We start from the raw sequence: 25283 nt of genomic DNA, 5'->3' as shown, positions 1-25283 counted from the left end.
TGAAACCGGATCAGGTCATGCGGATAGCGAATTTGGCGGACGAAAAAAAGCGCCTCCTCCCCGCAGGGAGAAGGCGCTCGGTCTGACAGAACGCTTTACTTACTTCCAGTCGGCGGACTGCAGCAGCGGGTCGACCGGCAGGCCGAAGCTGTTGCCGACCTTCTGGCCCACCGTGCCGGGGGCCGCCAGTGCGGCGCTGCCGCACGAGCCGCTGGCCGGCTTGATGATGGCCCACAGCATCGCGCCGTCACGCGGGTTGCGGTTCGACGCCGTGCTGTTCAGCACCGCCGCCGTGTAGCGCTGCACCGAGTACGGCAGGTTCAGCGTGGCGCCGTACTGGTCCTGCAGGTTGCGCGAGCCTTCGCACTGCGCGTCGCTGTCGTTGATGACCAGCTGGCCGCCCGCCCAGCCTTCCGGCGCCGGCTCGAAGCCGATCGACACGATGGTCTTCGACGGGTAGAGGCTGCGGTACTGGTTGTACGCGACCACGCCGTCGAAGTGCTCGTAGCGGGCGTCGTAGCTCATCACGTTGACGAGGTCGAGCATCGCGGCCGTCGCCGGGTACTTCAGCACCACGCCGCGTTCGCGGCCGGCGTTGCCGCCCCAGAACGACAGCTTGCCGGCGCAGCGCGAGTCGGCCGTCGTGCCCGAGGTGCAATCGGCGCCGCTCGACCAGCCGGCCAGCGTCAGCACGCGGCCGCCGCCAGCCAGGTCGACCGCACGGCGCAGCGCCTTGATGGCGTTGGCGTAGCGGTCCACGTCGCCGTCGACCTCGTAGTCGACGTCCAGGCCGTCGAAGCCCATCTCGGTCTGGATCTTGGCCAGCGCGTTGATGATCGGGCCGCCGCCGGCCGCGCCTTCCGCCGCGATCGGACCCCAGTTGTTGTAGGTCGCGCCACCCACGGCCAGGATGATCTTCTGGTTGCGCTTGTGCAGCACGTCGATCGCGGCCTTGATGTCACGCGGGGTGGCATTGAAGTTGATGCCGGTGCCCGAGAAGCTGTTGGTCGCGATGCCGGCCCACGAGAAGTTGGGGTCGGCGAACGAGGCCATCACGTGCGTGTAGGTCGCCGGCACGCGCGCCAGCTTGCTGGCGTTGTAGACCTCGGCCGGGCTCTTGCCGGTGGCGTCGAACCAGTTGTCGCTCCAGCTCGGGTAGTAGCCGACGTAGACGCGCTTGCTCTGGTTGGCCGAGAGCGCGCCGGCCGGCAGGTCGCCCGCGGGAGCGGGAGCCGGTGCCGGGGCAGGCGCGGGGGCAGGTGCGGGCGCAGGCGACGGTGCGGGGGCCGGTGCCGGCGCCGGGGCGGTGCTGCAGTTGCCGGTCGGCGTCCACGGTTGGCCGCTGCCGGTCGGGCCGCTGTTGGTGGACGGGTTGTTGCCCTGCGTCCACCAGTTGGCCTTGTAGTTCACGCCGTTGACGCTGACGAGCGCGCCGCCGTTGTAGGCGGTGCTGGCCGACCACGGCATCGCGCAGGTCCCGGGCGCGGGTGCGGGCGCCGGGCTCGGTGCGGGGGCCGGCGCAGGGGCGGGAGCAGGTGCCGGAGCGGGCGCCGGTGCAGGGGCCGAGCCGGTCGGCGACCACAGCGTCGGCGTTGCGGCCGGGTTCCAGTTGGTGCCGGCCCACGCGGTGTGGGTCACGAGGGCGACGTACAGCACCCCGTTGTAGCTGACGATGGTGCCGGCGGTGTAGGTCACGCCTTCTTTCCAGGCCGGGGCCGTCGTGGCCTGCGCCAGCAGCATCCCGTCGAACGACGACGCCTGTGCGGCCACGGCCGCCGTCGCCGGCTGCAGGCTCGCTGCCTGCACCTGCGACCACAGACCGCCGATGGCCACGGCCACCACGGTCATTCCCACGCTCTTCATGATCTGTCCCTTTCAGTGTTGTTGACAACGGAGCACTGAGGGAATTTTCGAAGCCGCCTTCAGCGGCATCGACTTGTGTCTTGCAACAAGATGCGAGCGCTTTCAGAAACGTAACGGTGCTGGCTCCAGCCGCCAAGCCGGTGTCATCGGACGCCAATGCAAGCGATCAACAGGTATTAGATTGGTTATGTACCGGTCTGGTTTGGTATTTATTCTGTCGCACTGCTTACGTTTGGTTTCAAACAAGGCGACCGGTGTGAACCCGGTCAACCCTCGGTCAGCCAGATCTGGCTGCTGACGCCGCGCGGGTAGTACTTGGCGGCGAACACCAACCCGTTCTTCACCTGCTCGCTCCAGCAGTGGACGCTGAGCTCGGGATGCAGCTGCCAGGCGGCGTGGGCCTCGTCGGCGCGGGCGCCGGCGGCGCCCAGGTCCATCTGCAGGATCTCGCGGGCGACGAACTGGCAGACGTAGGCCTTGGCCGGGAAGGTGTTGTCGCTGCGCGAGGTGATGCGCCAGCCGCCGTCGGGGAACAGGCAGGTGTCCTCGCGCAGCACGTGCTCGCCGACATGGCGCTTCAGCGCGGCGAGGTACGGCGCGTACTCGCCGCCCGGTGCCAGCGCGTCGCGGCAGCCGGCGAACCACGGGTAGGCCAGCGCCTCGATCACCGGCAGGATCACCGCGTCGTCGTCGGGCGCCTCCAGCAGCGCCGGGATCAGGCCGTCGGGCCGGGCCGCTGCCACCACCGTCGCGGCGGCGCGCCGGGCCTGCAGGTGGGCCCGCTCGGCCAGCGCCGGCCGGTCGAGCTGCACGAACAACTGTTGCAGGATGACGTGCGCCGCCCACGCCTTGCCGGCGATGTAGGTGTTGCCGGCCGCCTGGCCGAGCGACGGGTCGAGGCAGTCGTAGGTGGTGATCTCGCGCCCGCCTTCGCAGCGGCTGCTGTCGGCACGCGGCACGCCGTTGCGCTGCGCCGGTTCGGCGTGGTCGCGCCGCTCCAGGCTCTGCAGGCAGCGCTCCAGCAACGCGGCATGGCGCCGTGCCCAGGCGGGGTCGCGGCCCTGGTGCACGTAGAGGCCGGCGCACAGCGTCCAGTTCAGCAGCTCTTCGGTGGTCATCTGCGAGAAGCAGCCGGTCAGCCCGGCACGCTCGTAGGCCGAGCGGCCCGGCGGCGCGAAGATGCCGTCGACGCCCATGTCGTGCGTGAAGCTGACGCCGTGCTCGTCTTCGTACGCGTAGCCGGCGGCGTACTGGTCGAGCACGTTGCGGATGGTCCACGGGTGGTGCAGGCCCTCGTACAGCGAGTGGTCGGACACCAGGTCGAGCGTGTTCAGCATGTTGTACTCGCCCTCGTTGACGACCCACAGCGCGCGGCCGTCGCGTTCGAGCAGCTGGGTCGAGTAGAGGTAGGAGCGGGTCGCGTGCGCGACCGTGAAGCGCTGCGCCGGCGACAGCGCGCTCGCCGCGAGCCGCTGGTCGGCGGCGCGGCTGGCCTGCACCGCCTCGTCGAAATCCGACAGCGCGAAGCGCGCGACCGACTCCACCGAATCGAACCAGCGGTTGTAGAGCTGGCGCGTCGCGATGCCGCCGGTGACGACGCCGGCGCGGTGGAAGCAGAACGCGAAGCGCAGCGTGCGCCGCTCGCCGGCCGGCACCTCGGCGCAGACCAGCCCCCAGCGGCCGAGCATCGTCGCGCGGTTGCTCGCGTGGCGGTCGCCCAGCACCGCGAGCGGGTCGAAGCCGATGCCGGACCAGGCGCCGGGCGCGTCGGTCGCGAAGCCTTGTTCCAGGCCGTCGCCGATGCCGGCACCCTGCTCCAGCGACAGGTGCCGCATGCCGCGCAGTGGGTCGATGCCCGACAGCCCGACCGCGACCCGCCGGGCCCGCGTGCCGGCCCGGTTGTCGACCTCGATCTCGGCGCGCACCGCGGGCACGAAGGCGCGCTTCGCGGCCAGCGGCTCGCCGGCATCGGGGTCCGGCAGGTCACGCACCGGCGTGTACAGCGTGAAGCGCAGGTCGCCCGCCTGCCAGCTGTCGGTGGCGAGCGAGAACTCGCGCTGCACCTCGTCCAACCCGAAGAGGCGCGCGCCGAGGCCGGAGGCGCCCAGGAACGAATCACCCTGGTCGCTGACGAAGCGCTGGCGCTCCGCATCGTCCGGGGGCTCGCAGAACGGCAGCGTCTCGAACAGGCCGGGCTGCTGCGCCGATTCGAGCGCGACCAGCACCGACTGGCCGGGCGCGCCGCACAGCTCGAGATCCATGCCGCCGCGGGCACCGGGGAAACCGAGCGTCAGGCTGGCGTGGGCGCCGACGGGCGCGTGTTGTGTGTTGAAAAAGCGGTTCATCGGCAGCCTCGGTGTAAGGTCGCGATTCTGCGAGCGCCGCCCGTGCCGGGCCATGTCCCGATGCGGGACGGGCTTGCCCTGAGCCGCGACGATCGATTCACCCTTCATGTACCCCGTCCGCCCCGAGACCACCCTGCCGGACTACGCCAAGCAGCCGGATGTGCGCACCACCGTCACGATGACCGATGCGCACACGCGCCGCGTCGGCCCGCGCTGGCAGTACCCGCGCCACGACCACCCGTACTTCGAGCTGTGCCTGCTGCTCGCGGGCCAGCAGCAGGTGCGGCTGACCGGCCGCACGCTCGCGCAGCAGGCCGGCGACCTGCTGCTGATCACGCCGTTCGAGGCGCATGCGTCGAGCACGCCGGTCGCGGCGCGCCTGTACTGCGTGCACTTCGACCTCGACGACCTGGAGCTGCGCCGCCTGCTGTGCCGTGCCGGCACGCGCATCTTCGCGGCCGACAGCGCGCTGACGCAGCGGCTGCAGCCGGCGCTGCAGCGCATGCTGGCGCTGGCGGCCGACCATGCGGCACTGTCGCCGCTGGTGCACCGGCTGGAGCTGGGCGCGTCGCTGATGACCTTGTTCGCCGCGCTGACGCGCGGGCTCGAAGAAGAGGAGATCGCCGGTGCGCCGGTGCCGCAGCTCGCACTGCAGACCGCCGGCCGGCTGGCCGAGCTGATCGAGCGCGAGGTGCAGAGCGGCGGCGCCGAGACCTCGCTCGAGGCCGCGATCCGGCGCCTGGGCTACACGCCGGACCACGGCAACGCCCTTTTCCGGCAGGTGTACGGCATGTCGGCACGCCAGTACCGCTCGACGCTGAAGCTGCGCCGCGCGAAGCTGCTGCTGATGGATGCGCAGCTGAGCATCGCCGAGGTCGGCGAGCGGCTCGGCTATGCGAGCGGCGCGCACTTCAGCCGGCAGTTCAAGCGCTGGTGCGGCGTGGCGCCGATGGACTACCGGCGCGCCTGATCAGCGCGCCAGCCGGCGGCCGCTGCGCACCGTCGTCGTGCCGGCCTCGGCCACGGGGTCGGCAGCCTTGTCGTAGTCGCGCCGCGCCAGCATCACATCACCCATGTGCACCTCGGCCCAGCGGCACATCTGGCCGGTGACCGCGGTGATGCTGTCGCCCAGCGGCGTCAGCGCGTACTCGACGCTGGGCGGCGTGGTCGCGTAGACGGTGCGCGTGACCAGGCCGTCGCGCTCGAGCGAGCGCAGGCTCTGCGTCAGCATCTTCTGCGTCACGCCTTCGATCTCGCGGCGCAGTTCGCCGAAGCGCATCGGCCCCGGCCCGAGCGACCAGATCACCAGCAGCGTCCACTTGTCGGCCAGCAGCTCGATCACGCTGCGCGACGGGCAGCGGGCACTCAAGGCATCGCCGGCCGGCAGCTTGCGCAGCTTCGCGCGCGACATCGCGTCGTAGTTGACATCGACAGAGGTGGTATCCATCAGGTACCTATCACACCCGCGGGTGCCTTCTTTACGGGAGAAACCAGGGCGCCAATCATGCCAGCACGGGCCCGCTTCCGGGCCATCCAACCGAAGGAGAAATCCATGCAAGGCGTGATCCAGCACCGCTTCGGCGGCCCCGAGGTCCTCGAGTTCGCCGAGCTGCCGCGCCCGCAGCGGTTCCTCACCGAGCTGCTGCTGAAGGTGCACGCGGCGAGCGTCAACCCGGTCGAGACCTACGTGCGCAGCGGCGACTTCCCGCTGCTCGGCGCGCCACCGTTCGTGCTGGGCTGGGACGTGTCCGGCGTGGTCGAGGAGATCGAGGCCGGCTCGACCCGCTTCCAGGTCGGCGACGAGGTGTTCGGCCTGCCGCTGTTTCCGCGCGCTGCCGGTGCGTACGCCGAGTACGTGGCGGGCCCGACGCGGCAGTTCTGGCGCAAGCCGGCGCGGCTGAGCCATGCGCAGGCGGCCGCGTTGCCGCTGGTCGGGCTGACGGCGCTGCAGGCGCTGAGCGACCTCGCGCAGCTGCAGCCGGGCCAGCGCGTGCTGATCCATGCGGCCGGCGGGGGCGTCGGCCACGTCGCGGTGCAGATCGCGAAGGCGCTCGGTGCCCACGTCATCGGCACCGCCAGCGCGGGCAAGCACGCCTTCCTGCGCGGGCTGGGTGCCGACGAGCTGATCGACTACCAGGCGGTCGACTACACGCAGGCCGTGCGCGACGTCGACGTGGTGTTCGACCTGCTGGGCGACGGCCACGCGCAGCGCTCGCTCGCGGTGCTCAAGCCGGGCGGCATCGTGGTGACCGCGGTGCTGCGATCGGCGGCTGGCATGCCGGCGCTGGCCGCCGCAGCGGGCAAGCGCTTTGCCGGTGTCGCGGTCGAGCCGGACGGCGCCGGCCTGCAGCGCCTGGCCGAGTGGGTGGATGCCGGCCAGCTGACGCCGCACGTCAGCCACGAACTGCCGCTGCGCGAGGCCGCCCGCGCGCACGAGCTGGTCGCGCAGGGCAACACGCTGGGCAAGATCGTGCTGAAGGTGGCGTGAAGGTCGCCTGATCAGCCCGGTTGGTGTCGCGGCCCGGGATTGCCCTGGGCCAGCCGTCTCTCCATCGCATACGCCACGCGCGACAGCCCGAAGCACAGCACGAAGTAGGTGAGGGCCAGCGTCGCATACACCTGCACCGGCTTCGTGAACACCTGCGTGTTGATCTGCGTCGTGATGAAGGCCACTTCGGTCAGCCCGATGATGTAGCCGAGCGAGGTCTCCTTGATCGTCGAGACGAACTGGTTCACCAGCGACGGCAGCATGTGGCGCAGCGCCTGCGGCAGGATCACGTAGCGCAGCGCGCCGAAGCGGTTGAAGCCGAGCGAGCGCGCCGCATCCATCTGGCCGTTCGGGATGCCGCGCACGCCGGCGCGCACGATCTCGGCGATGTAGACGCCGTCGAACACCACCAGCGCGATCAGCATCGTCGTGAACTGGTCGGTCTTGTGGCCGGTGACGCTGGGCAGGAAGAAGTAGGCCCAAAACACCACCATCAGCAGCGGGATGCCGCGCACCACGAACACCAGCGCGGTGACCGGCCAGCGCAGCGCGCGGTGCTCGCTGATGCGGGCGAGCCCCAGCAGCAGCCCGAGCGGGAACGCCAGCACCAGCCCGAGCGCGGCCAGCAGCACCGTCAGCGCGAGCCCGCCCAGCGGCCCGTTCGGGTACTGGCCGATCAGGAAGTAGAGCCAGTAGGTCTGGATCAGCTCGATCATCGCGGCCTCATCCTCGGCATCACCGCGAACGCACCGGGTAGCGGTGCTGGTACCAGCTCGCGAGGCCGGTGATGGTGAGCGAGATCGTCAGGTAGGCCGCGGTCGCGAACGCGAAAGCCTCGACGCTGCGGAAGGTGGCCGATTCGACCTGGGCCGCGCGGTACATCATCTCGGCCACGCCGATCACGGTGGCGATGCTGGTGTTCTTCCACAGGTTCAGCGTCTGCGAGATCAGCGGCGGCACCGTGATGCGCACCGCCTGCGGCAGGATCACCAGCTGCATCGACTGCAGAAAACCGAGCCCGAGCGCGCGGCTCGCCTCCATCTGCCCCGGCGGCACCGCGCGGATGCCGCTGCGGATGTCCTCGGCCATGTAGGCGGCGGTGTAGAGCGTGAGCGCCGCCACCGCGCTGATCGCCTCGATGTTGGTGGCGTACAGCCGCTGCTTCAGCGCCTCGGGCAGCATCTCGGGCGCGCCGAAGTACCAAAACAGCATGTGCGCGAGCAGCGGCACGTTGCGGATCGCCTCGACGTACGAGACGCCGATCGCGCGCAGCAGCCGCGACGGCGACAGCCGCAGCATCGCGACCGTGGTGGCCAGCGGCACCGCCAGCACCAGCGTGACGGCCGTCAGCTGCAGCGACAGCACGAAGCCGGCCACCAGCGCATCGTGGTACTGGCCGGACAGCAGCAGGGAGAAATCGAAAGACGGCACGGGGACGGCGGTTCGGGGTGGATCTCAGCGAGGGGGCATGCCGGCCTGTGCTTCCCTGATCCGCACGAGAAGGTCGGGAAGGTCGCCATGAATGGTCTTCCAGACGATCTCGAAATCCACCTTGAAATAGCCGTGGGCGAGGGCATTGCGCATCTGGTACGCGAACGCGAGAGGCAACTCGGGGTGTTGGGCAGCGAATTCGGGGAAGTGCTTTTCGATGTTGTTGCTGGCCTCGCCGATGATCTCCAGATTGCGGACCACTGCATCCTGGACCAGTTGGTCGTTCAGGAACGCCGTCTCGTCCATGTCTCCTGTGTAGCGGTCGATCCGCTCGATGGCTTCCCCGATGTGCGCGAGATAGTCGGCAAGCCGTTGCGGGCCGTGACTCATACAGGACGAGCTTCCGCGAGCACCGCGGCACGAAACTTGTCAGGCAAGGCGTTGGGCGTCAGGACATCCACTGAAACTCCGAGCAGTTGGCCCAACTCGTGGCGGATGGCCCCGATGTCGAACAGCGTGGTGTCCGGCGTGGGATCGATGAGGATGTCCAGGTCACTGCCGCTGGTGTCAGTGCCGTGCAGAACGGAGCCGAACACCCGGGCATTGCGCGCGCGATGAGCCGCGACGACGCGGCGGATGGCGTCGCGGTGCGAGTCCAGGGCTTCAGAGGGCTTCATGCGTTCTCCCACAACAGGTTCAGCGCCGTGCTGCTTCTGCACACCCGCATTTGACAACACATGCAAAAGCCCCGCCCTCTTGCAAGAGCGAGGCTCATGAGTATCGCGTCAGAAATGGATGGGCGAGCGCAGGCTCGTCAGCCGTCAATCTTGTCGGACACAAACTTGAAATCGCGGGTCTGGAACTTCAGCCGCGTGTTCGGCCCGTACCACTTCTGGAACAGCTTGTCGGCTTCGCCCGACTTCTCCAGGTCGCGCAGCACGCCGTCGACGACGCCCTTCACGCCGGCCTCGCCCTTGCGGATGCCCAGCGCCAGCGCCTCGGTGCTGATGCTCTGCGGGATGATCAGGTAGTTCTTCGCGGCCGGGCCGAGCTTGCCGAAGTCGTCGATCAGCGAGGCCTCGTCATTGACGTAGCCCACGCCCTTGCCCTGCTGCAGCGCGAGGAAGGCCTGCTGCGTGGTCTCGAAGGTCACGACGTCGACGGTGGGCACCGCCTTGCGGATGTTCGGCTCCTGCGTGCCGCCCTTGACGGTCAGCACCTTCTTGCCGCCCAGCTGCGCCAGCTGCGAGATGCCGCTGTCCTTCTTCACCAGCACCTTCTGGCCGGTCACGAAGGTGGTCAGCGAGAAATCGATCAGCGCCTCGCGCTCCTTGTTGTGCGTGAGCGAGGCGGCCAGCAGGTCGACGCGGCCCTGCTGCAGCTCGGGGATGCGCGCGGCCACGGCCAGCTGCTTGAACACTGGCTTCACGCCCAGCTTGGCGGCGATCGCGCGGCCGATGTCGACCTCGTAGCCGACCACGTCGCGGGTCTTCGGGTCGACGAAGCTGTTCGGCTCGTCGGTGCCGAGCACGCCGATGACGATCTCGCCCTTCTTCTGGATGTCGGCGAGCTGGTCGGCATGGGCGCCGACCGAGAACACCGCGGCGGCGGCCGCGACCAGCGTGGACAGGAACAGGCGCTTTTGCATGGGGTTTCTCTTCAGCATGTTGTTGGAATCAGGGTTCGCAGACTACCGAAGCCCGGCCGATCCGCGAACGACTGAATCCGGATAAGCAAAGGCGTGTCGGTTGGATGACGCCCGATCAGATGCGCGCCAGCGCGCCTTCGAGGTCGGCGCGTTGGTCAGCCAGGTCCTCGATGCCGACGCTCAGCCGCACCAGCGCATCGCTGATGCCCAGCTGCGCGCGCTGCTCGGCCGGAATCGTCGCGTGCGTCATCAGCGCCGGGTGCTCGATCAGGCTCTCGACGCCGCCCAGGCTCTCGGCCAGCGAGAACACCTCGCAGGCCTCGAGGAAGCGGCGCGAGCCGGCCAGGTCGGTCTTCAGCGTGACCGACACCATGCCGCCGAAGCCCTGCATCTGGCGCTTCGCCAGCGCATGCTGCGGGTGCGATTCGAGGCCCGGGTAGTGCACGCGCGCGACCTTCGGGTGGCGCTCCAGCCACTGCGCGAGTTCGGAGGCGTTCTCCGAATGACGCTGCATGCGCAGCGCGAGCGTCTTGATGCCGCGCAGCGTCAGGAAGCTGTCGAACGGCCCGGCGATCGCGCCGACCGCGTTCTGCAGGAAGCCCAGGCGCTCGGCATGGCCGGCCGCTTCGGCGCGCTGCCCGACCACGGCCACGCCACCGATGACGTCCGAGTGCCCGTTCAGGTACTTGGTGCTCGAATGCACGACCACGTCGAAGCCCAGCTCCAGCGGCCGCTGCACGTACGGGCTCGCGAAGGTGTTGTCGGCCACCGCCAGCAGGCCGTGCTCGTGCGCGATGCGGGCGATGGCCTCCAGGTCGGTCAGTTTCAGCATCGGGTTGCTCGGCGTCTCGACCCAGACCAGCTTCGTCTCGGGCCGGATCGCGGCGCGCAGCGCCTGCGGATCGGACAGATCGACGAAGCTGAACCGGTGGCCGGCGCTGCGCGTGCGCACCTTGTCGAACAGGCGGAAGGTGCCGCCGTACAGGTCGTCGCTCGCGACGATGTGCGCGCCGGCGTCCAGCAGCTCCAGCGTGGTCGAGATGGCAGCCAGCCCGGATGCGAACGCGAACGCGCGCGTGCCGCCTTCGAGGTCGGCGACACAGCGCTCCAGCGCCCAGCGCGTCGGGTTGTGCGAGCGGCCGTAGTCCAGGCCCTTGTGCACGCCGGGGCTCTGCTGCACGTAGGTCGAGGTGGCGTAGATCGGCGGCATGATCGCGCCGGTCGTCGGGTCGGGCGACTGCCCCGCGTGGATCACGCGGGTGGCGAACTGGTGGGTGTCCTTGGAGCTCATCGGCGTGCCTTGCGGAGGTGGTTCAGGAGATCGAAGCGGGTGATCAGGCCGTGGAATGTATCGCCGTCGGCGACGATCGCGACCAGGCCGCGGTCCAGCACCTGGCGCAGCGCGGCGATGCTCGAGCCGGGGCGCAGCGTCTCCAGCGCGGCGCTCATCGCCGAGCTGACGGTGTTGGCGTAGTGCGCCGGGTCGCCCTGCAGCTGCATCAGCACGTCGGACTCGTCGATCACGCCGGCGAGCCGCGTGCCGTCGAGCACCGGCAGCTGCGACACGTCGGCCAGCCGCATGCGCTGGAACGCGGTCAGCAGCGTGTCGTCGGGCGTCACGCTGACGACGCCGCCCTCGTCGGGCCGGCGCGCGACGATGTCGCGCAGGTCGCCGTACTGCGTGCGGGCCAGCAGGCCCTCGTCGATCATCCAGCTGTCGTTGTAGACCTTCGACAGGTAGCGCGTGCCGGTGTCGCACACGAAGGTGGCGACGCGCAGCGGCTTGGTCTGCGCGCGGCAGAAGCGCAGCGCGGTGGCCAGCAGCGTGCCGGTCGACGAGCCGCCCATCAGCCCTTCGGTGCGCAGCAGCTCGCGCGAGGTCGCGAAGCTCTCTTCGTCCGAGATGGAATACGCATGCTTGATGCCCGACAGGTCGGCGATCGGCGGGATGAAGTCTTCGCCGATGCCCTCCACGGCCCACGAGCCGGCCGGGCCATGGGTGCCGGTCAGCACCTGGTCGGCGAGGATGGAGCCCACCGGGTCGGCGAGCACGAATTCGAGCTTCGGCTGCACGCCGCGGAAGTAGCGCGTCAGCCCGGTCAGCGTGCCCGACGAGCCGACGCCGACGACGATCGCGTCGAGGTCGTGGCCGCTCTGCTCCCACAGCTCGGGGCCGGTGCCGCGTTCGTGCGCGAGCGGGTTGTTCGGGTTGTTGAACTGGTCGGCGAAGAACGAGTCGGGGATCTCCTTTGCGAGGCGCGCCGCGTAGTCCTGGTAGTAGGCCGGGTGGCCCTTGCCGACGTCGGAGCGCGTCGTGTGCACCTCGGCGCCGAGCGCCTTCAGGTGCAGCACCTTCTCGGTCGACATCTTGTCGGGCACGACCAGCACGACGCGGTAGCCCTTGGCACGCGCGACCAGCGCGAGGCCGAGGCCGGTGTTGCCGGCGGTCGCCTCGACGACGGTGCCGCCGGGGTGCAGCAGGCCGTCGCGCTCGGCGGCCTCGATCATCGAGACGCCGATGCGGTCCTTGATCGAGCCGCCGGGGTTCTGCGATTCGAGCTTCAGCAGCAGCGTGCACGGGCCGGTGTCGAGGCGCGTGACGCGCACCAGCGGCGTGTTGCCGATCAGGTCGAGCACAGCGGGGTGGGTGGTCGCGTTCATGTTTGTCTCCAGAATGGGCGAAGACGCGCGCCTCGTGAGCACGCGCCCCGTAGCCTGGATGCTAATCCGGGATGCATTTCGTCGAGGAGAACCCGGATTGGCATCCGGGCTACGGATCAGCGCTTGTTGGCGAGCTGTCGGATCACCGCGATGAACCGATCCACTTCGTCGCAGGTGTTGTAGAACGCCAGCGACGGCCGCACCGTCGCCTCGAGCCCGAAGCGGCGCAGGATCGGCTGCGCGCAATGGTGCCCGGTGCGCACCGCGATGCCCTCGCGGTTCAGCGCCTGCCCGACCTGCTCCGTCGAATACCCATCCAGCACGAACGACAGCACGCTCGCCTTGTCTTGCGCGGTGCCGACCAGCCGCACGCCGGGGATCGGCTGCAGCGCATGCGTCGCGTAGCCGAGCAGCGCGTGCTCGTACTGCGCGATCGCCTCCAGCCCGAGCCGCTGCACGTAGTCGATCGCGGCCCCCAGCCCGACCGCATCGGCGATGTTGCCGGTGCCGGCCTCGAAGCGCGTCGGCGCGCCGTGGTACACGGTCTTCTCGAAGGTGACGTCGGCGATCATGTTGCCACCGCCCTGCCAGGGCGGCATGTCTTCCAGGATCTCCTGCTTGCCGTACAGCACGCCGATGCCGGTCGGGCCGAACAGCTTGTGGCCGGAGAACACGAAGAAGTCCGCATCGATCGCGCGCACGTCGACCCGCATGTGCGACACCGACTGCGCGCCGTCGACCAGCGCCTTCGCGCCGGCCGCGTGGGCGAGCGCGACGATCTCCTGCACCGGCACCACGGTACCGAGCGCGTTCGACACCTGCGTCACCGCCACCAGCTTCGTCTTCGGCCCGAGCAGCTTGCGGTACTCGTCGAGCTTCAGTTGCCCGCGGTCGTCGACCGGGATCACGCGCAGCACCGCGCCCTTCTCGGCCGCCAGCTGCTGCCACGGCACGATGTTGGCGTGGTGCTCCAGGTGCGAGACGATGATCTCGTCGCCAGCGCCGATGTTCCTGGCGCCCCAGCTCTTGGCCACCAGGTTGATCGCCTCGGTGGTGCCGCGCACGAACACGATCTCGTCGACCGAGGCCGCGCCGAGGAAGCGCTGCACCGTCTTGCGCGCGCCTTCGTAGGCATCGGTCGCGCGCGCGGCCAGCTCGTGCGCCGCGCGGTGGATGTTCGAGTTCTCGTGTTCGTAGAAGTGGCTGATGCGGTCGATCACCGATTGCGGCTTCTGCGTGGTCGCGGCGTTGTCGAACCACACCAGCGGCCGGCCGTTGACGCGCTCCTGCAGGATCGGAAAGTCGCGCCGCACCGCGTTCACGTCGAAGGCCGGCTTCACCGGCGCGGCATGGGCCGGCTCGCCGAGCGCGCGCTGGCCCGGGTGGCGCGGCGTCTCGAGGAAGTAGAACGACGGCGTGGATGACGACAGAGCCGGCGCGACACCGGCGGCCGAGCTGCCGAAGCGGCCGTCCCAGGCCGGTGCCGCGCTGTAGCCCAGGTCGGGCACGCCGTTGCCGGCCGCCGCATGCGGCTGCGATGACGGCAGCTGCGCCGCGAGCGCAGCCGGATGCTGCGGCGAACTCGGCAGCAGGTTGCTGCCAGGCACGGCCGCCGTCAGCGGCTGCACGTTCGGCGTCGCCGGGCCGGTGCTGCCCGGCGGCGGCGTGAAGCCGGCCGGGTGTGCATTCGCCGGCACCGACGGCACCGAAGACGGCACCGCGCCGGGCCAGTTCGCGAAGAGTTCCCCCGCCAGCTTCGCGATCGCTGCGGGGTCGAACGCGTCGATCGTGCTCATCACTTGTACGTGTCGGGATACTCGTGGAACTTGCCGATCTCGACATCCTCGAGCACGGCCAGCGCGTCGGGCACCTGCACCGCGAGCGAGCAGTACAGCGAGATCAGGTACGACGAGATCGCGTTGCGGTTGATGCCCATGAAGCGCACCGACAGCCCGGGGCTCTGCTCGCCGGCGAGGCCCGGCTGGTACAGCCCGACGACGCCCTGGCGCTTCTCGCCGACGCGCAGCAGCAGGATCTTGCTCTTGCCGTCGGCCACCGGTACCTTGTCGGACGGGATCAGCGGGATGCCGCGCCAGGTGATGAACTGCGAGCCGAACAGGCTCACCGTCGGCGGAGGCACGCCGCGGCGGGTGCATTCGCGGCCGAACGCGGCGATGGCCAGCGGGTGCGTCAGGAAGAACGCCGGCTCCTTCCAGACCTTGCTCAGCAGTTCGTCCAGGTCGTCGGGCGTCGGCGCACCGGTCAGCGGGAACACGCGCTGGTCGTCGGCGACGCTGGCCAGCAGCCCGTAGTCCGGGTTGTTGATCAGCTCGCTCTCCTGCCGCTCCTTGATGGTCTCGATCGTCAGGCGCAGCTGCTCCTTGATCTGGTCGTGCGGGCTGCTGTAGAGGTCGGAGATGCGGGTGTGCACGTCCAGCACGGTGCTGACCGCGTTCAGGAAGTACTCGCGCGGCTGCTCGTCGTAGTCGACATAGGTGCTGGGCAACTCGCCCTCGTCGCGCTGCGACGAGCAGGCCACCAGCACGTCCTGCGGGTTCTTGACGGTGTTCAGGCGGTAGATGCCGGCCTCGACGGGCACCCACTGCAACAGGTGCGTGAGCCAGCGCGGCGTCAGCGTCGCGAGGGTCGGCGCGGTCTTGGTCGCGTTGGCAAGTTGCCGGGCGGCGTGGTCGCCAAGGGCCAGCTGTTGCTGGGTGTCAGCCATGGAGGGACTCCTGAAACGAAAAACGAATGAAGTTATGCGGGGATCAGATAAGCGGCGGGAGTGTCGCCAGCGCTTGCGCGCCGATCAACCGGCTATCGCCATCAAAGGGTGACTCGTGCGTCATGTCATCAGGCGGGGGTCCCCAGTTCGAAGCGCGCGATCAGCGACGACAGGCTGATGCCCAGCGCCGCGGCGAGCTTGGCGGCGGTCTCGATCGACGGCATCACGGTGCCGCGCTCGATCTCGCCGAGGTAGGAGCGGTTCAGGTCGGCGCGGCCGGCCAGTTGCTCCTGCGACCAGCCGCGGTCCTCGCGGGTCACGCGCACGACCTGGCCGAAACGCTGTCGCAATGTCGAGGTCATGGCCGACGGTCCTGGCGAGTCGTCGCCTGCGTCACCTGGCTGCCCGGCGGCACGTCGTCAGTCACCCAGACGTTGCCGCCGATGGTGGAGCCGCGGCCGATCACGATGCGCCCGAGCAGCGTCGCGCCGGCGTAGATCACCACGTCGTCCTCGACCTGCGGGTGGCGCGCGAGGCCCTTGCGGATCTTGCCGTCGTCGTCGGTCGGGAAGCGCTTCGCGCCCAGCGTCACCGCCTGGTAGACGCGCACCCGCTCGCCGATCACCGCGGTCTCGCCGATCACGACGCCGGTGCCGTGGTCGATGAAGAAGCCGGCGCCGATGGTCGCGCCTGGGTGGATGTCGATGCCGGTGCGGCCATGCGCCAGCTCGGCGACGATGCGCGCCAGCAGCGGCACGCCCAGTTCGTACAGCCGGTGCGCGACGCGGTGGTGCACCATCGCATCGATGCCGGGGTAGCACAGCAGCACCTCGTCGACGCTGCGGGCGGCCGGGTCGCCGTGGAAGGCGGCCAGCACGTCGCTGTCGAGCAGGCCGCGGATCGCAGGCAGCGACGCGGCGAAGCGGCGCACCAGGTCTTCGGCATCGACCTCGTGCCGGCCGGCATGGCGCAGCTCGAGCCGCACCTGCGCGCACAGCGCATGCAGCAGCGTGTCGAGCGTGTGGCCGATGTACCAGTCCTCGCTGTCCTGGCGCAGGTCCGGCGGGCCGAGCCGCATCGKGAACAGCACGCCGCGCAGCGATTCGACGATGCCCTGCAGCGCTTCGCGCGACGGCAGTTCGCGGCCACCGGGCTCGCGCTGGCGTTGCTGCGACTCGCGCCAGCGGGTGCGCGCAGCGCGCAGGCCGGCGACGACGTCGGCCACGTCGAAGGCGGATGCCGACATGACTAGTCCTGGATCCACGGAAGCCCGTGGAAGCGCCAGCCGTCGTCATGGCCGCGCTGGCCCTGCGCATTCAGCTCGCCCTCGAAGCCTTCGCTGACGTTGAAGGCCTGCGCGAAACCGGCCTTGGTTGCGGCCTCGGCTGCTGCTGCCGAGCGCTTGCCGCTGCGGCACAGCAGCAGCACGACGGCGGGCTTGGCGACCTTGGCCTCCAGCTCGCGCACGAAGCGCGGGTTGCGCGTCAGGCTGGTGCCGGTGGCCCAGGGCACGTGCACGCTCTCGGCGACGTGGCCGACGAACTTGCGCTCCTCGGCGGTGCGCACGTCGACCAGCACGGCCTGGCCGCTGCGGGTCAGCGCCCAGGCATCGGCCGGCGACAGGCTGCCGGCGAACGGCAGCTTGCCGTCGCGGGCGCGCTGGCGGGCCTCTTCGAGCACGGTGGGGCGAGGAAATTCTGCGAGGACGGCGGACATGGCGGTCTCCTTCATCAATCGAGTCGGATGAAGGCTATCGCCACCAAATGCCGCGGCGAACGAAGAAAAGCGCGCTTCGATATCTGCCCGCGTCGTGTGTCGCATGAGCACATCCGAAAACCTTCGTTCGCCCGGCACGGGCCGCGCCGTACCGTGCAGTCCTTGAAGCGTTGCACCCCACACGAGGAGGAGAACCCATGACATACGCAGCACGTCGCGCCCTGGCCATCGCGCTGGGCTTGTTCGCCACTGCCGGCATCGCGCAGGCCCAGGTTCGCATCGCCTACCAGACCGTCGTCGAGCCTGCCAAGGTCGCGCAGGCCGACGGCCTGTATGAGAAAGCCACCGGCCAGGCCATCGAATGGCGCAAGTTCGAGAGCGGTGCCGAAGTGATCACCGCGGTCGCGTCGGGCGACATCCAGATCGGCTACGTCGGCTCCAGCCCGCTGGCCGCGGCCGCGAGCCGGGAGCTTCCGATCGAGACCATCCTGGTCGCCGCCGAGATCGGGAGCGCCGAGGCACTGGTCGTGCGCAACGGTTCGGGCATCACGAAGCCGGCCGACCTGGTCGGCAAGAAGGTGGCCGTGCCGTTCGTGTCGACCACGCACTACAGCCTGCTGGCCGCGCTGAAGCACTGGGGCATCGACGCGAAGAAGGTAAACGTCGTCAACCTGCGCCCGACCGAGATCACCGCGGCCTGGCAGCGCGGCGACATCGACGCCGCCTACGTGTGGGATCCGGCGCTCGGCAGGATCAAGGAGAGCGGCAAGCTGCTGACCAGCTCGGCCGAGGTGGCGACCTGGGGCGCACCGACTTTCGACGCGTGGATCGTGCGCCGCGACTTCGCGCAGAAGAACCCCGAGTTCGTCGCGCAGTTCGTGCGCATCACCGGCGAGGCGTATGCCGCCTACCGCAAGGATGCGTTGGCCTTCGTCGCGAACCAGGCCAACGTCGACAAGATCGTCAAGCTGACCGGTGCCGCCGCGGCCGACGTGCCCGAGCTGCTGGCCGGCTCGAAGTTCCCGACGCTCGCGGAACAGGCATCTCCCGCGCTGTTGGGAGGCGGAACGATCAAGGCACTCACCGACACCGCGAAGTTCCTGAAGGAGCAGGGCAAGGTCGACAAGGTGCTGGCCGACTACGGCAGCTATGTGAGCGTGAAGCACGTGCAGGCCGCGGCCAAGGCCTCGGGCCAGGCCGTCGCGGCAGCACGCTGACACGCCAACGAACAAGACACGAAGGAGTTCACGCCGTGGTCGAACTGCAGGCGGTCACTGTAGGGTACCGGGGTGCTGCAGGGTCGACCACGGCTGTGAACACCCCCGTGCTGGATGCCATCGACTGGCAGGTGCCGCCAGGGGCGCTGGCGGTGCTGCTGGGGCCTTCGGGCTGCGGCAAGTCCAGCTTGTTGAACGTCATCGCCGGCTTCGTGACACCCAGCGGCGGGCGGGTGTCGGTGTCGGGCCGGCCGATCACCGGTCCCGGCGCGGACCGCGGCGTCGTGTTCCAGGACGACGCGCTGCTGCCCTGGCTCGACGTGCTGAACAATGTCGCCCTGCCCTTGCGCCTGCGCGGTGGGGGCCGCGCTGCGCGCGAGGACAGGGCGCGCGGGTTCCTCGCGCTGGTCGGCCTGGAGGGCTGCGAGACGCGGCCGGTGTGGGAGCTGTCGGGCGGCATGCGCCAGCGCGTCGGCATCGCCCGCGCATTGGCGGCCGACCCCGAGGTGCTGCTGATGGACGAGCCGTTCGGCGCGCTCGATGCGCTGACGCGCGAGCGCATGCAGGAGCTGCTGCTGAAGGTCTGGCAGGCCACCGGCAAGACCATCGTGCTGGTGACGCACGGCGTCGAGGAGGCGGTGTTCCTCGCGACCGACCTGGTGGTGCTGTCGCGCCGGCCGGCGCGCATCGTGGAGCACCGTGCGCTGGACTTCGGCCGCCGCCATGCGCAGGGCGAGGCGGCGCGGGCGATCAAGTCGCTGCCCGAGTTCGTCGCGGTGCGCGAGCAGGTGCTGGGCGCGGTGTTCGCGCAGGATGAAGCGCTGCACTGAACCCACGATGGATGCCATTTCCCCGATGACGGTGCGCGTGCTGACGCAGCCCGCCGCGCTGGACGACGAGTCCGCCAGGCCGCCGGCCGCACGCGAGGCCACCGCGCCGCTGTGGTCGCGCCCCGTCGTGATCAGCCTGCTGAGCGTGCTGGTGCTGCTGGCCGCGTGGCAGGCGGTGACGGCGGCGCGCTGGATCGAGCCCCTCTTCCTGCCGCCGCCCGCCGCGGTGTGGGAGAAGTTCGTGCGCGTGGCCGGCGAGGGCTACATGGATGCCACGCTGTGGCAGCACGCCGGCGCGAGCCTCGCGCGCGTCGCGCTGGCGCTGGGCATCGCGGTGCTGACGGCCATCCCGCTCGGGCTGTGGATGGGCCTGTCGCCGACCGCACGCGGCGTGTTCGATCCGCTGATCGAGTTCTACCGGCCGGTGCCGCCGCTGGCCTACCTGCCGCTGATCGTGATCTGGTTCGGCATCGGCGAGCTGTCGAAGGTGCTGCTGATCACGCTCGCGATCTTTGCGCCACTGGTGATCGCGACCGCCACCGGCGTGCGCCAGGTCGACGAGACGCGCCGCCGCGCCGCGCAGGCCTTCGGCGCGACGCGCTGGCAGCTGCTGCGCCACGTGGTGCTGCCGACGGCGCTGCCGGAGATCCTGACCGGGCTGCGCGTCGGGCTCGGGGTCGGCTGGTCGACGCTGGTCGCGGCCGAACTGGTCGCCGCGACGCGCGGCCTGGGCTTCATGGTGCAGTCGGCCGCGCAGTTCCTGGCCACCGACATCGTGCTGCTGGGCATCTTCACGATCGCGCTGGTCGCGTTCGGGCTGGAGCTGGGCTTGCGGGCGCTGCAGCGGCGGCTGGTGCCGTGGCAGGGGCGGGGGTGATGGCGGTGGGTTTGCAGATCGCGCCGCTCGGCCCGGCGCTCGGCGCGCTGGTGTCCGGCATCGACCTGCGCGAGCCGCTCAGCGATGCCGCGCACGACAATCTGCTCGGCGCGCTGCTGCGCCACCATGTGCTGTTCTTCGAGAACCAGCCCGTCACGCCGCAGCAGCAGCGCGACCTGGCGGAGCGCTTCGGCGGCCTGCACATCCACCCGATCTACCCGCACGTGGCCGAGGTGCCCGAGATCATCGTGCTCGACACCGACGCGAAGAACCTGCCGGACAACGACAACTGGCACACCGATGTCACCTTCATCGAGACGCCGCCGATGGGCGCGCTGCTGTCGGCGCGGCAGCTGCCGCCGTCGGGCGGCGACACGCTGTGGGCGAGCGGCATCGCGGCGTTCGAGAGCCTGTCGGCACCGCTCAAGCGTATGCTCGATGGCCTGACGGCCGAGCACGACATGGTGAAGTCCTTTCCCGCGCACCGCTTCGCCCGCACGCCCGACGAGCGCGTGCGCTGGGACGACGCGCGCGCGAAGAACCCGCCGGTGATTCATCCGGTGATCCGCACGCACCCGGTCAGCGGGCTGCGCGGCCTGTTCGTCAACGAGGGCTTCACGACCCACATCGTCGAACTGGCCGCGAAGGAGAGCGACGCGCTGCTGCGGCTGCTCTTCGAGCACGTGGCCAAGCCGGAGCACACGGTGCGCTGGCGTTGGAAGCTGCACGACCTGGCCTTCTGGGACAACCGGCTGACGCAGCACTACGCCACCGCCGACTACCTGCCGCACCGCCGCGTGATGCACCGTGCGACGGTGCTGGGCGACAAACCGTTCTGATGCGCTGATGGCACTCTCGCTGCAGCAGCACGTGCCGGTGATCGACCTGGCGTCGCCGGAGCCCGAGGTGGCGCGGCGGATCGGCGAGGCCTGCCGCGCGCATGGCTTCTTCTACGTCGTCGGCCATGGCGTCGACGAGGCCTTGATGGACCGGCTGGAAGACCTGAGCCGCCGCTTCTTCGCGCTCGATGAGCCGACCAAGCTGCAATGGCGCATGGCGCTCGGTGGCAGGGCGTGGCGCGGCTACTTTCCTCTGGGCGGCGAGCTGACCTCGGGGCGGCCCGACTGGAAGGAAGGCCTGTACCTTGGCGAGGAACTCGGGGATGACGATCCGCGCGTGCAGGCGCGCATGCCGGTGCATGGGCGCAACCTGTTCCCCGAGCATCCGTCGCTGCCTGGCTTTCGAGAGACGCTGCTCGCGACGATGAGCGCGCTGACAGGCCTGGGCCACCGCGTGATGCGCGCCATCGCGCAGAGTCTGGCGCTGCCGCCCGGCTACTTCGCCGAGCGCTGCACCGCCGATCCGCTGATCCTGTTCCGCCTGTTCAACTACCCGACGCGGCCGGTGCCGGCCGGCACCGATGCGCAGTGGGGTGTGGGTGAGCACACCGACTACGGGCTGCTGACACTGCTGCGCCAGGACGACGTGGGCGGCCTGCAGGTCAATACGCGCGAGGGCTGGATCGAGGCGCCGCCGGTGCCGCGCAGCTTCGTCTGCAACATCGGCGACATGCTGGACCGCATGACGGGCGGGCTGTACCGCTCGACGCCGCATCGCGTGTGCCTGAACACCTCGGGCCGCGACCGCCTGTCGTTCCCGTTCTTCTTCGACCCGGCCTTCGACGTGCGGGTGCAGCCGATCGAGGGCCTGCCGCCGGCCGACGACGACAGTGCGACGCGCTGGGACCGCGCGAACCCGCATGCATTCGACGGGACGTATGGGGACTACCTGCTGGGGAAGGTGGGGAAGGTGTTTCCGCAGCTGAGGGATCAGGTGCTCTGACGCAGGGAAGAGCCTGTCGGATTGGATTTCTCCCAACCATGTTGAGAGCTTTGGTCCCGGAAGGCCTGCGCATTTCACGAGAACACGTCGAGGCCGTCTTCCGGCGATGTCAGGTGCAAGGCTTCGAAGAGGGTGCGGGGGGAGTCTGCCTGTTGCACCCGAAGCATGAGCTGATCCCACGAATCGTCGTCTAGCAGCCACTCATCGCGATGCGTTTCCCGATTCAGGCAGTCGAGGATCATCCGTCGGGTTTCTTCTAGGGGCGGCGTCTTCGCTTCTCCAAAGACGAGCGTGAGATGTCTCTCGCCGCCGAGCGTCAGCCATTCAAACGGCCATGGCAGCCCCGGATCGATGGACCTGCCCAGCAAGAAGTCAGCAATCGGAAGCACCGCGCCGCAGGGCAACAGGATCACAGCATCTGGATAGTCGGCCTTCAAGCGTCGGCGGCTCTTCTGGGTGCGTTCGAGCCCACGCTGATTCAACGGGAGGAGTGATCCCTTGTGCTGGTCGACCAGCAGCACGACAACGGGATCGGCGACTGCGCGTGGCCTATCGACACTCACAATCATCTCCTTGGCCCGATCCCAGGGCCGTCGTAGCCAGGCCGCCAGCAAGCTCACCAGCCCACAGCGGGCCGCCCAGCGGCGCGAGCGTCGGATGGCGCGAGAGCCAATTGTTGAACTGGGCACTGATCACGTTGACGTTCCACGGCTGATTCTTGACGGCGTCTGGCATGTGCCGTCCCAATCCCTGATTTCGTTCCAGAAGCCAATGGTGGGCATTGTGAGTACCGCCGTCATAGTCTTCGATATTTCGGCGATACCACCTGCGCCAGTTGGCGCCGTAGAGTCTGGATCCGGTCTTGATCTTGCCGGCCCCCTTCAGCAGACCGTTCAGCAGCCCTCCACCGGTCATGCTCAGGCCTACATCCATCCAGTTGACGCACTTCCAGCGGCCGCCGTTTTGGTAGAGCTGCCACGCGAGATCTGCTCCACCGAACACGATGCCCCAAGCGAAGAGGCCGTCGGGATCGACAAAGCTGACTGGATTCCCGTTCGCATAGGTGTACGTCGACAGGTTCCCGCCCATCAGCCCGATCGGGTCGCTCTGCGTGTACTGACCACCTTGTGGGCTGTAGTACCGAAACCCGTTGTAGAACAAGCCCGATTCCGCATCCGCGTATTGCCCAGGGAAGCGCAGGTTGAAGATGAAGTTTCCGAGCCCCTGTGGATTGGTCTCGGGCGCTGTCGTCCCGAAAGGCTCTGACCACCAACGCCAGCGCATCCGGTTGTGGAGGTCGACCACCACGCGTGGCGTGTCGATGTGATCAGCGTGGATGTAGAACACCTCGGGTGCGCCAGCCGGGTCAGCAGGGTCTGGCATGAAGACGGCGACCGGAGTGTCGTCCAGCCAGATGTATTCGCGCAGGGCCTTGCCGGTGTGATCGTATTCGCCGAGTAAATGACCGTCGGGGTCATAGACGAACACGGTGGTGTGTTCGACAGTTCGGTTGTCGGACTTGCGAATGCGCTGACCGAGCGCGTCATAGGCGTAGCTCGTCATCACGCCATTGCGGCTGAGGGTGGCTACCTGCCCTGCGAGGTTGTGGCCAACCACGAACGCTCGTCCTGCGCCGGTGAGTTCGGCCAGGTTTCCGGCTGCATCGTGTACCAGGCGGACCTCGGGATTGCTCACGGACAGCAGTCGATTGCTGGCCGGGTCGATGCCGTAGGTCTGCGAGTTGCCGTTGAGGCTGAGCAAGGTTCGGTTGCCGTTTGTGTCGTGCTCGATGCGCCAGCTTGCCGTTGTGGAGACGACTCCTGTCAGGTGGTCATTCGCATCGAAGCTGAACTGCTGGTCCAGCATCGGCCGCGCCGTGCCGTCGCGTGCCAAGTGAGTGAAGCTGACGATCCGATCGGCCTCGTCGTAGCGTAGGTCGCGTATCGCATCGCCCAGCGGATAGCGAACCAACCGTCCTGCCAGATCTCGCGTGCGGTCATGACGTATCGGGCCGGTCGCGGTCGCCCAGCTCCATCCGCGCACCGCGGCACCGAAGGGTTCCCAGGTCACTTGGCTGATGAGTGTTCTCGGCTGCGCTTCCGCTTGTGCCGCCAGTCCCATCGCCTCGATGCGCCCCGCGTTCCATGTGATGTGCAATTGGCGCCCGGACGGATACGTGATGCGTGTCAGCCGTGTTTGCACATAGCCGTACTCAGTGACGTGGATCAGCGCAACGGCATGAGCACCCGAGGCAGGCTCGATGCGCTGGGTGGCCTTCACCAGTTCGCGGCCTTCTCCGTAAAGGTATCGAGTGGATCCTGCAGGGAACGAGGTGCTCGTCAGGTTTCCGTGGCCGAAGCCGGACAGCGGCCCGGTCTCATCGTAGGTCCAACGCAGCACCTCGTCGGTCGCCCTGGCACGGCTGTAGCGCGCCAATGTCGGCCTGTGCTGCCAGTCGTGCTCGAACCAGCCGGCGACGCCGCGGCCGTCCAACGACTTCGCCAGATTGTGTGCGCCGTCGTAGTGAAACTCGGCCGTGCCGCCGTCCGGACTGATGATCTTTGCGATCCGACCCCAGCCATCGCGCTCGTAGCGAGTCGCCAAGTTGCGCGGGTCAATGACCTGCAGCGGCCGCCCAGCCGCGTCGTGGCCCAGACGGGTGGTGCCACCCGTGGGATCGGTGATCGTCTCGACGCGGCCCAACCTGTCGCGGCTCAGCCGCATCGACAGGTCGAGGGTGCCGCTGCCGCGCGCCATTCGCGTCATGCGGCCTTCGGCGTCGTACTCGTAGTCGGTGATCGATGCCGGAGAGTCCGGCACGGGCGGCAGAGGCTGTCCGACGGACAGCACCGGCGCACCGGTGACAAAAGCCAGCAGCAGCGTCTTCATGGCTGTGTCGCTCCAGGACGAACACTGCGTTGCGCCCGGCCCAACGCGTCCATGCCGCGCACCAGCATGGCCCGGACGCTGCCATCCGGGTCGTTCACCCGCTCACCGATCAGCTGGCTGGCCTTGTCAAGCTGGTACTCGATCCGACTGCCGGTGTTGTCGTAGTGGGCGACGAGACGGTGTGCGTCGTCGTAGTCGAATCCCAGCCAGGTTTGATCCGGCAGCGTGATACGGGTCAGCTGGCCGACCGGGTCGTAGGTGAAGCGTGTTGTGTGCGGCCCTTCGGTATGGCTCAGCAGCCGGCCGCGCAGGTCGTAGGTGTTCAGCGTCACGACGCAGTCGGGGGAAACGCTGCGCAGCAGCAGACCGTTGGCGTCGTAGTCCGTGAACATCGTGACCTTGCCGTCCGGCGTGGTGATGGATTTCAGGTCGCCGCGTCGATGGCGGCCTGGCTCGGTGCCGGGGCAAGGCTCGGCGAGCGCGGTGGGTGTGCAGCACAGGGCCGCCAAGGCCGTGCCCCAGGCGCGAAGCCACGAAAGGCGTCGAATGCTCATCTATTCTTCTCCCTGATCTGGCGGTTGCATTGCGAGCGCGCAGTCTCGTGAACTCGCGCCGGCCACGTCAGGTGAAAGATGTCCGGGTCACATTCCCGAGATATCGGGTTCTCGAAAAGCGATGGCTGTGGGTGCCTATGCGCCCAGCCAATAAGCAAACCCACTTTCATTCGTTGGCGTTCGATGCACCGGTCCCT

The 25283-nt window shown here is 68.9% G+C and carries 25 protein-coding genes; 7 read left to right on the top strand and 18 right to left on the bottom strand.

Annotation, left to right across the window (positions count from 1 at the left end):
- Nucleotides 1–99: 99 nt before the first annotated feature.
- Together AC1DXV_RS00900 and AC1DXV_RS00895 are read right to left on the bottom strand one after the other, a co-directional pair.
- Nucleotides 100–1863, bottom strand: a complete 1764-nt coding sequence (locus AC1DXV_RS00900) for a carbohydrate-binding protein (protein WP_477932118.1) — start codon at nt 1861–1863, stop codon at nt 100–102.
- A 266-nt stretch (nt 1864–2129) separates the two neighbouring features.
- On the bottom strand, nt 2130–4208 hold the full coding sequence (locus tag AC1DXV_RS00895; RefSeq protein WP_477932116.1) for a glycoside hydrolase family 52 protein: 2079 nt from the start codon (nt 4206–4208) through the stop codon (nt 2130–2132).
- Between the two features lie 106 nt (nt 4209–4314).
- Between AC1DXV_RS00895 and AC1DXV_RS00890 the strand changes: the two genes are divergently transcribed.
- On the top strand, nt 4315–5178 hold the full coding sequence (locus tag AC1DXV_RS00890) for an AraC family transcriptional regulator (RefSeq protein ID WP_477864348.1): 864 nt from the start codon (nt 4315–4317) through the stop codon (nt 5176–5178).
- Here the strand turns inward: AC1DXV_RS00890 and AC1DXV_RS00885 are convergent, their stop codons facing one another.
- Entirely contained in the window at nt 5179–5655 is a 477-nt protein-coding gene (locus AC1DXV_RS00885; RefSeq protein ID WP_477864347.1) for a winged helix-turn-helix transcriptional regulator, read from the bottom strand.
- Nucleotides 5656–5760: 105 nt separating this feature from the next.
- On the opposite strand from AC1DXV_RS00885, the gene AC1DXV_RS00880 reads away from it, so the two are divergent.
- Complete coding sequence (locus tag AC1DXV_RS00880) at nt 5761–6696, top strand: NADP-dependent oxidoreductase (RefSeq protein ID WP_477864346.1); 936 nt, start codon at nt 5761–5763, stop codon at nt 6694–6696.
- Between the two features lie 11 nt (nt 6697–6707).
- Here the strand turns inward: AC1DXV_RS00880 and AC1DXV_RS00875 are convergent, their stop codons facing one another.
- From AC1DXV_RS00875 to AC1DXV_RS00820, 12 genes are all read right to left on the bottom strand, one after another.
- Nucleotides 6708–7412 (bottom strand): amino acid ABC transporter permease, encoded by a 705-nt coding sequence (locus AC1DXV_RS00875; RefSeq protein WP_477864345.1) that lies wholly within the window; start codon nt 7410–7412, stop codon nt 6708–6710.
- 19 nt (nt 7413–7431) lie between these two features.
- Nucleotides 7432–8127 (bottom strand): amino acid ABC transporter permease, encoded by a 696-nt coding sequence (locus tag AC1DXV_RS00870; protein ID WP_477864344.1) that lies wholly within the window; start codon nt 8125–8127, stop codon nt 7432–7434.
- Nucleotides 8128–8151: 24 nt separating this feature from the next.
- Entirely contained in the window at nt 8152–8517 is a 366-nt protein-coding gene (locus AC1DXV_RS00865; RefSeq protein ID WP_477864343.1) for a HepT-like ribonuclease domain-containing protein, read from the bottom strand.
- Nucleotides 8514–8804 carry a nucleotidyltransferase family protein gene (locus tag AC1DXV_RS00860; RefSeq protein ID WP_477864342.1) on the bottom strand — a complete coding sequence of 97 codons (291 nt, stop codon included), beginning with the start codon at nt 8802–8804 and terminating at the stop codon, nt 8514–8516. Before AC1DXV_RS00860 ends, AC1DXV_RS00865 begins: the two co-directional genes overlap by 4 nt.
- Nucleotides 8805–8941: 137 nt before the next feature.
- Nucleotides 8942–9775: an ABC transporter substrate-binding protein gene (locus AC1DXV_RS00855; protein WP_477864341.1), complete on the bottom strand. Its 834-nt coding sequence runs from the start codon at nt 9773–9775 to the stop codon at nt 8942–8944.
- Nucleotides 9776–9890: 115 nt separating this feature from the next.
- On the bottom strand, nt 9891–11066 hold the full coding sequence (locus AC1DXV_RS00850; RefSeq protein ID WP_477864340.1) for a cystathionine gamma-synthase: 1176 nt from the start codon (nt 11064–11066) through the stop codon (nt 9891–9893).
- Complete coding sequence (locus AC1DXV_RS00845) at nt 11063–12436, bottom strand: pyridoxal-phosphate dependent enzyme (protein ID WP_477864339.1); 1374 nt, start codon at nt 12434–12436, stop codon at nt 11063–11065. The genes AC1DXV_RS00850 and AC1DXV_RS00845 overlap by 4 nt, the downstream gene beginning before the upstream one ends.
- Before the next feature lie 116 nt (nt 12437–12552).
- Complete coding sequence (locus tag AC1DXV_RS00840) at nt 12553–14232, bottom strand: family 2A encapsulin nanocompartment cargo protein cysteine desulfurase (RefSeq protein ID WP_477932114.1); 1680 nt, start codon at nt 14230–14232, stop codon at nt 12553–12555.
- The gene (locus AC1DXV_RS00835) at nt 14232–15161 is read right to left on the bottom strand and encodes a family 2A encapsulin nanocompartment shell protein (protein ID WP_477864337.1); all 930 of its coding nucleotides are present in this window, start codon (nt 15159–15161) and stop codon (nt 14232–14234) included. Before AC1DXV_RS00835 ends, AC1DXV_RS00840 begins: the two co-directional genes overlap by 1 nt.
- 128 nt (nt 15162–15289) lie before the next feature.
- Nucleotides 15290–15523 carry a helix-turn-helix domain-containing protein gene (locus AC1DXV_RS00830; RefSeq protein WP_477864336.1) on the bottom strand — a complete coding sequence of 78 codons (234 nt, stop codon included), beginning with the start codon at nt 15521–15523 and terminating at the stop codon, nt 15290–15292.
- Entirely contained in the window at nt 15520–16407 is an 888-nt protein-coding gene (gene epsC / locus AC1DXV_RS00825) for a serine O-acetyltransferase EpsC (RefSeq protein ID WP_477932112.1), read from the bottom strand. The genes AC1DXV_RS00830 and epsC overlap by 4 nt, the downstream gene beginning before the upstream one ends.
- A 2-nt stretch (nt 16408–16409) precedes the next feature.
- A complete protein-coding gene (locus tag AC1DXV_RS00820) occupies nt 16410–16877 on the bottom strand; it encodes a rhodanese-like domain-containing protein (protein WP_477864334.1) in 468 nt (155 codons plus the stop codon).
- A gap of 197 nt (nt 16878–17074) precedes the next feature.
- Between AC1DXV_RS00820 and tauA the strand changes: the two genes are divergently transcribed.
- Genes tauA through AC1DXV_RS00795 form a run of 5 tightly spaced genes read left to right on the top strand, consistent with a single transcriptional unit; the run spans nt 17075 to nt 21643 of the window.
- Nucleotides 17075–18094, top strand: a complete 1020-nt coding sequence (tauA, locus tag AC1DXV_RS00815; RefSeq protein ID WP_477864333.1) for a taurine ABC transporter substrate-binding protein — start codon at nt 17075–17077, stop codon at nt 18092–18094.
- 35 nt (nt 18095–18129) lie between these two features.
- Nucleotides 18130–18924 carry a taurine ABC transporter ATP-binding subunit gene (gene tauB / locus AC1DXV_RS00810; protein ID WP_477864332.1) on the top strand — a complete coding sequence of 265 codons (795 nt, stop codon included), beginning with the start codon at nt 18130–18132 and terminating at the stop codon, nt 18922–18924.
- Nucleotides 18925–18931: 7 nt separating this feature from the next.
- On the top strand, nt 18932–19801 hold the full coding sequence (gene tauC, locus AC1DXV_RS00805; protein WP_477864331.1) for a taurine ABC transporter permease TauC: 870 nt from the start codon (nt 18932–18934) through the stop codon (nt 19799–19801).
- 5 nt (nt 19802–19806) lie between these two features.
- Nucleotides 19807–20640: a taurine dioxygenase gene (tauD, locus tag AC1DXV_RS00800; protein WP_477864330.1), complete on the top strand. Its 834-nt coding sequence runs from the start codon at nt 19807–19809 to the stop codon at nt 20638–20640.
- A gap of 7 nt (nt 20641–20647) precedes the next feature.
- Nucleotides 20648–21643, top strand: coding sequence for an isopenicillin N synthase family dioxygenase (locus AC1DXV_RS00795; RefSeq protein WP_477864329.1), 996 nt, complete (start codon nt 20648–20650; stop codon nt 21641–21643).
- Between the two features lie 74 nt (nt 21644–21717).
- Here AC1DXV_RS00795 and AC1DXV_RS00790 read toward each other — a convergent pair whose 3' ends face one another.
- Genes AC1DXV_RS00790 through AC1DXV_RS00780 form a run of 3 tightly spaced genes read right to left on the bottom strand, consistent with a single transcriptional unit; the run spans nt 21718 to nt 25086 of the window.
- A complete protein-coding gene (locus tag AC1DXV_RS00790) occupies nt 21718–22164 on the bottom strand; it encodes a hypothetical protein (protein ID WP_477864328.1) in 447 nt (148 codons plus the stop codon).
- A 28-nt stretch (nt 22165–22192) separates the two neighbouring features.
- Entirely contained in the window at nt 22193–24532 is a 2340-nt protein-coding gene (locus tag AC1DXV_RS00785) for an RHS repeat domain-containing protein (RefSeq protein WP_477864327.1), read from the bottom strand.
- Complete coding sequence (locus AC1DXV_RS00780) at nt 24529–25086, bottom strand: hypothetical protein (protein ID WP_477865522.1); 558 nt, start codon at nt 25084–25086, stop codon at nt 24529–24531. The genes AC1DXV_RS00785 and AC1DXV_RS00780 overlap by 4 nt, the downstream gene beginning before the upstream one ends.
- Between the last annotated feature and the right edge of the window lie 197 nt (nt 25087–25283).

Source organism: Rhizobacter sp. P3_C12 (genome assembly GCF_056402735.1).
This window is presented reverse-complemented; position numbering and strand designations above follow the sequence as displayed.

Bases quoted from the DNA above. Each gene is read 5' to 3' on its own strand.
- AC1DXV_RS00900 (WP_477932118.1), bottom strand. From the start codon at position 1,863: ATGAAGAGCGTGGGAATGACCGTGGTGGCCGTGGCCATCGGCGGTCTG.
- AC1DXV_RS00895 (WP_477932116.1), bottom strand. From the start codon at position 4,208: ATGAACCGCTTTTTCAACACACAACACGCGCCCGTCGGCGCCCACGCC.
- AC1DXV_RS00890 (WP_477864348.1), top strand. From the start codon at position 4,315: ATGTACCCCGTCCGCCCCGAGACCACCCTGCCGGACTACGCCAAGCAG.
- AC1DXV_RS00885 (WP_477864347.1), bottom strand. From the start codon at position 5,655: ATGGATACCACCTCTGTCGATGTCAACTACGACGCGATGTCGCGCGCG.
- AC1DXV_RS00880 (WP_477864346.1), top strand. From the start codon at position 5,761: ATGCAAGGCGTGATCCAGCACCGCTTCGGCGGCCCCGAGGTCCTCGAG.
- AC1DXV_RS00875 (WP_477864345.1), bottom strand. From the start codon at position 7,412: ATGATCGAGCTGATCCAGACCTACTGGCTCTACTTCCTGATCGGCCAG.
- AC1DXV_RS00865 (WP_477864343.1), bottom strand. From the start codon at position 8,517: ATGAGTCACGGCCCGCAACGGCTTGCCGACTATCTCGCGCACATCGGG.
- AC1DXV_RS00860 (WP_477864342.1), bottom strand. From the start codon at position 8,804: ATGAAGCCCTCTGAAGCCCTGGACTCGCACCGCGACGCCATCCGCCGC.
- AC1DXV_RS00855 (WP_477864341.1), bottom strand. From the start codon at position 9,775: ATGCAAAAGCGCCTGTTCCTGTCCACGCTGGTCGCGGCCGCCGCCGCG.
- AC1DXV_RS00850 (WP_477864340.1), bottom strand. From the start codon at position 11,066: ATGAGCTCCAAGGACACCCACCAGTTCGCCACCCGCGTGATCCACGCG.
- AC1DXV_RS00845 (WP_477864339.1), bottom strand. From the start codon at position 12,436: ATGAACGCGACCACCCACCCCGCTGTGCTCGACCTGATCGGCAACACG.
- AC1DXV_RS00840 (WP_477932114.1), bottom strand. From the start codon at position 14,232: ATGAGCACGATCGACGCGTTCGACCCCGCAGCGATCGCGAAGCTGGCG.
- AC1DXV_RS00835 (WP_477864337.1), bottom strand. From the start codon at position 15,161: ATGGCTGACACCCAGCAACAGCTGGCCCTTGGCGACCACGCCGCCCGG.
- AC1DXV_RS00830 (WP_477864336.1), bottom strand. From the start codon at position 15,523: ATGACCTCGACATTGCGACAGCGTTTCGGCCAGGTCGTGCGCGTGACC.
- AC1DXV_RS00820 (WP_477864334.1), bottom strand. From the start codon at position 16,877: ATGTCCGCCGTCCTCGCAGAATTTCCTCGCCCCACCGTGCTCGAAGAG.
- tauA (WP_477864333.1), top strand. From the start codon at position 17,075: ATGACATACGCAGCACGTCGCGCCCTGGCCATCGCGCTGGGCTTGTTC.
- tauC (WP_477864331.1), top strand. From the start codon at position 18,932: ATGGATGCCATTTCCCCGATGACGGTGCGCGTGCTGACGCAGCCCGCC.
- AC1DXV_RS00795 (WP_477864329.1), top strand. From the start codon at position 20,648: ATGGCACTCTCGCTGCAGCAGCACGTGCCGGTGATCGACCTGGCGTCG.
- AC1DXV_RS00785 (WP_477864327.1), bottom strand. From the start codon at position 24,532: ATGAAGACGCTGCTGCTGGCTTTTGTCACCGGTGCGCCGGTGCTGTCC.
- AC1DXV_RS00780 (WP_477865522.1), bottom strand. From the start codon at position 25,086: ATGAGCATTCGACGCCTTTCGTGGCTTCGCGCCTGGGGCACGGCCTTG.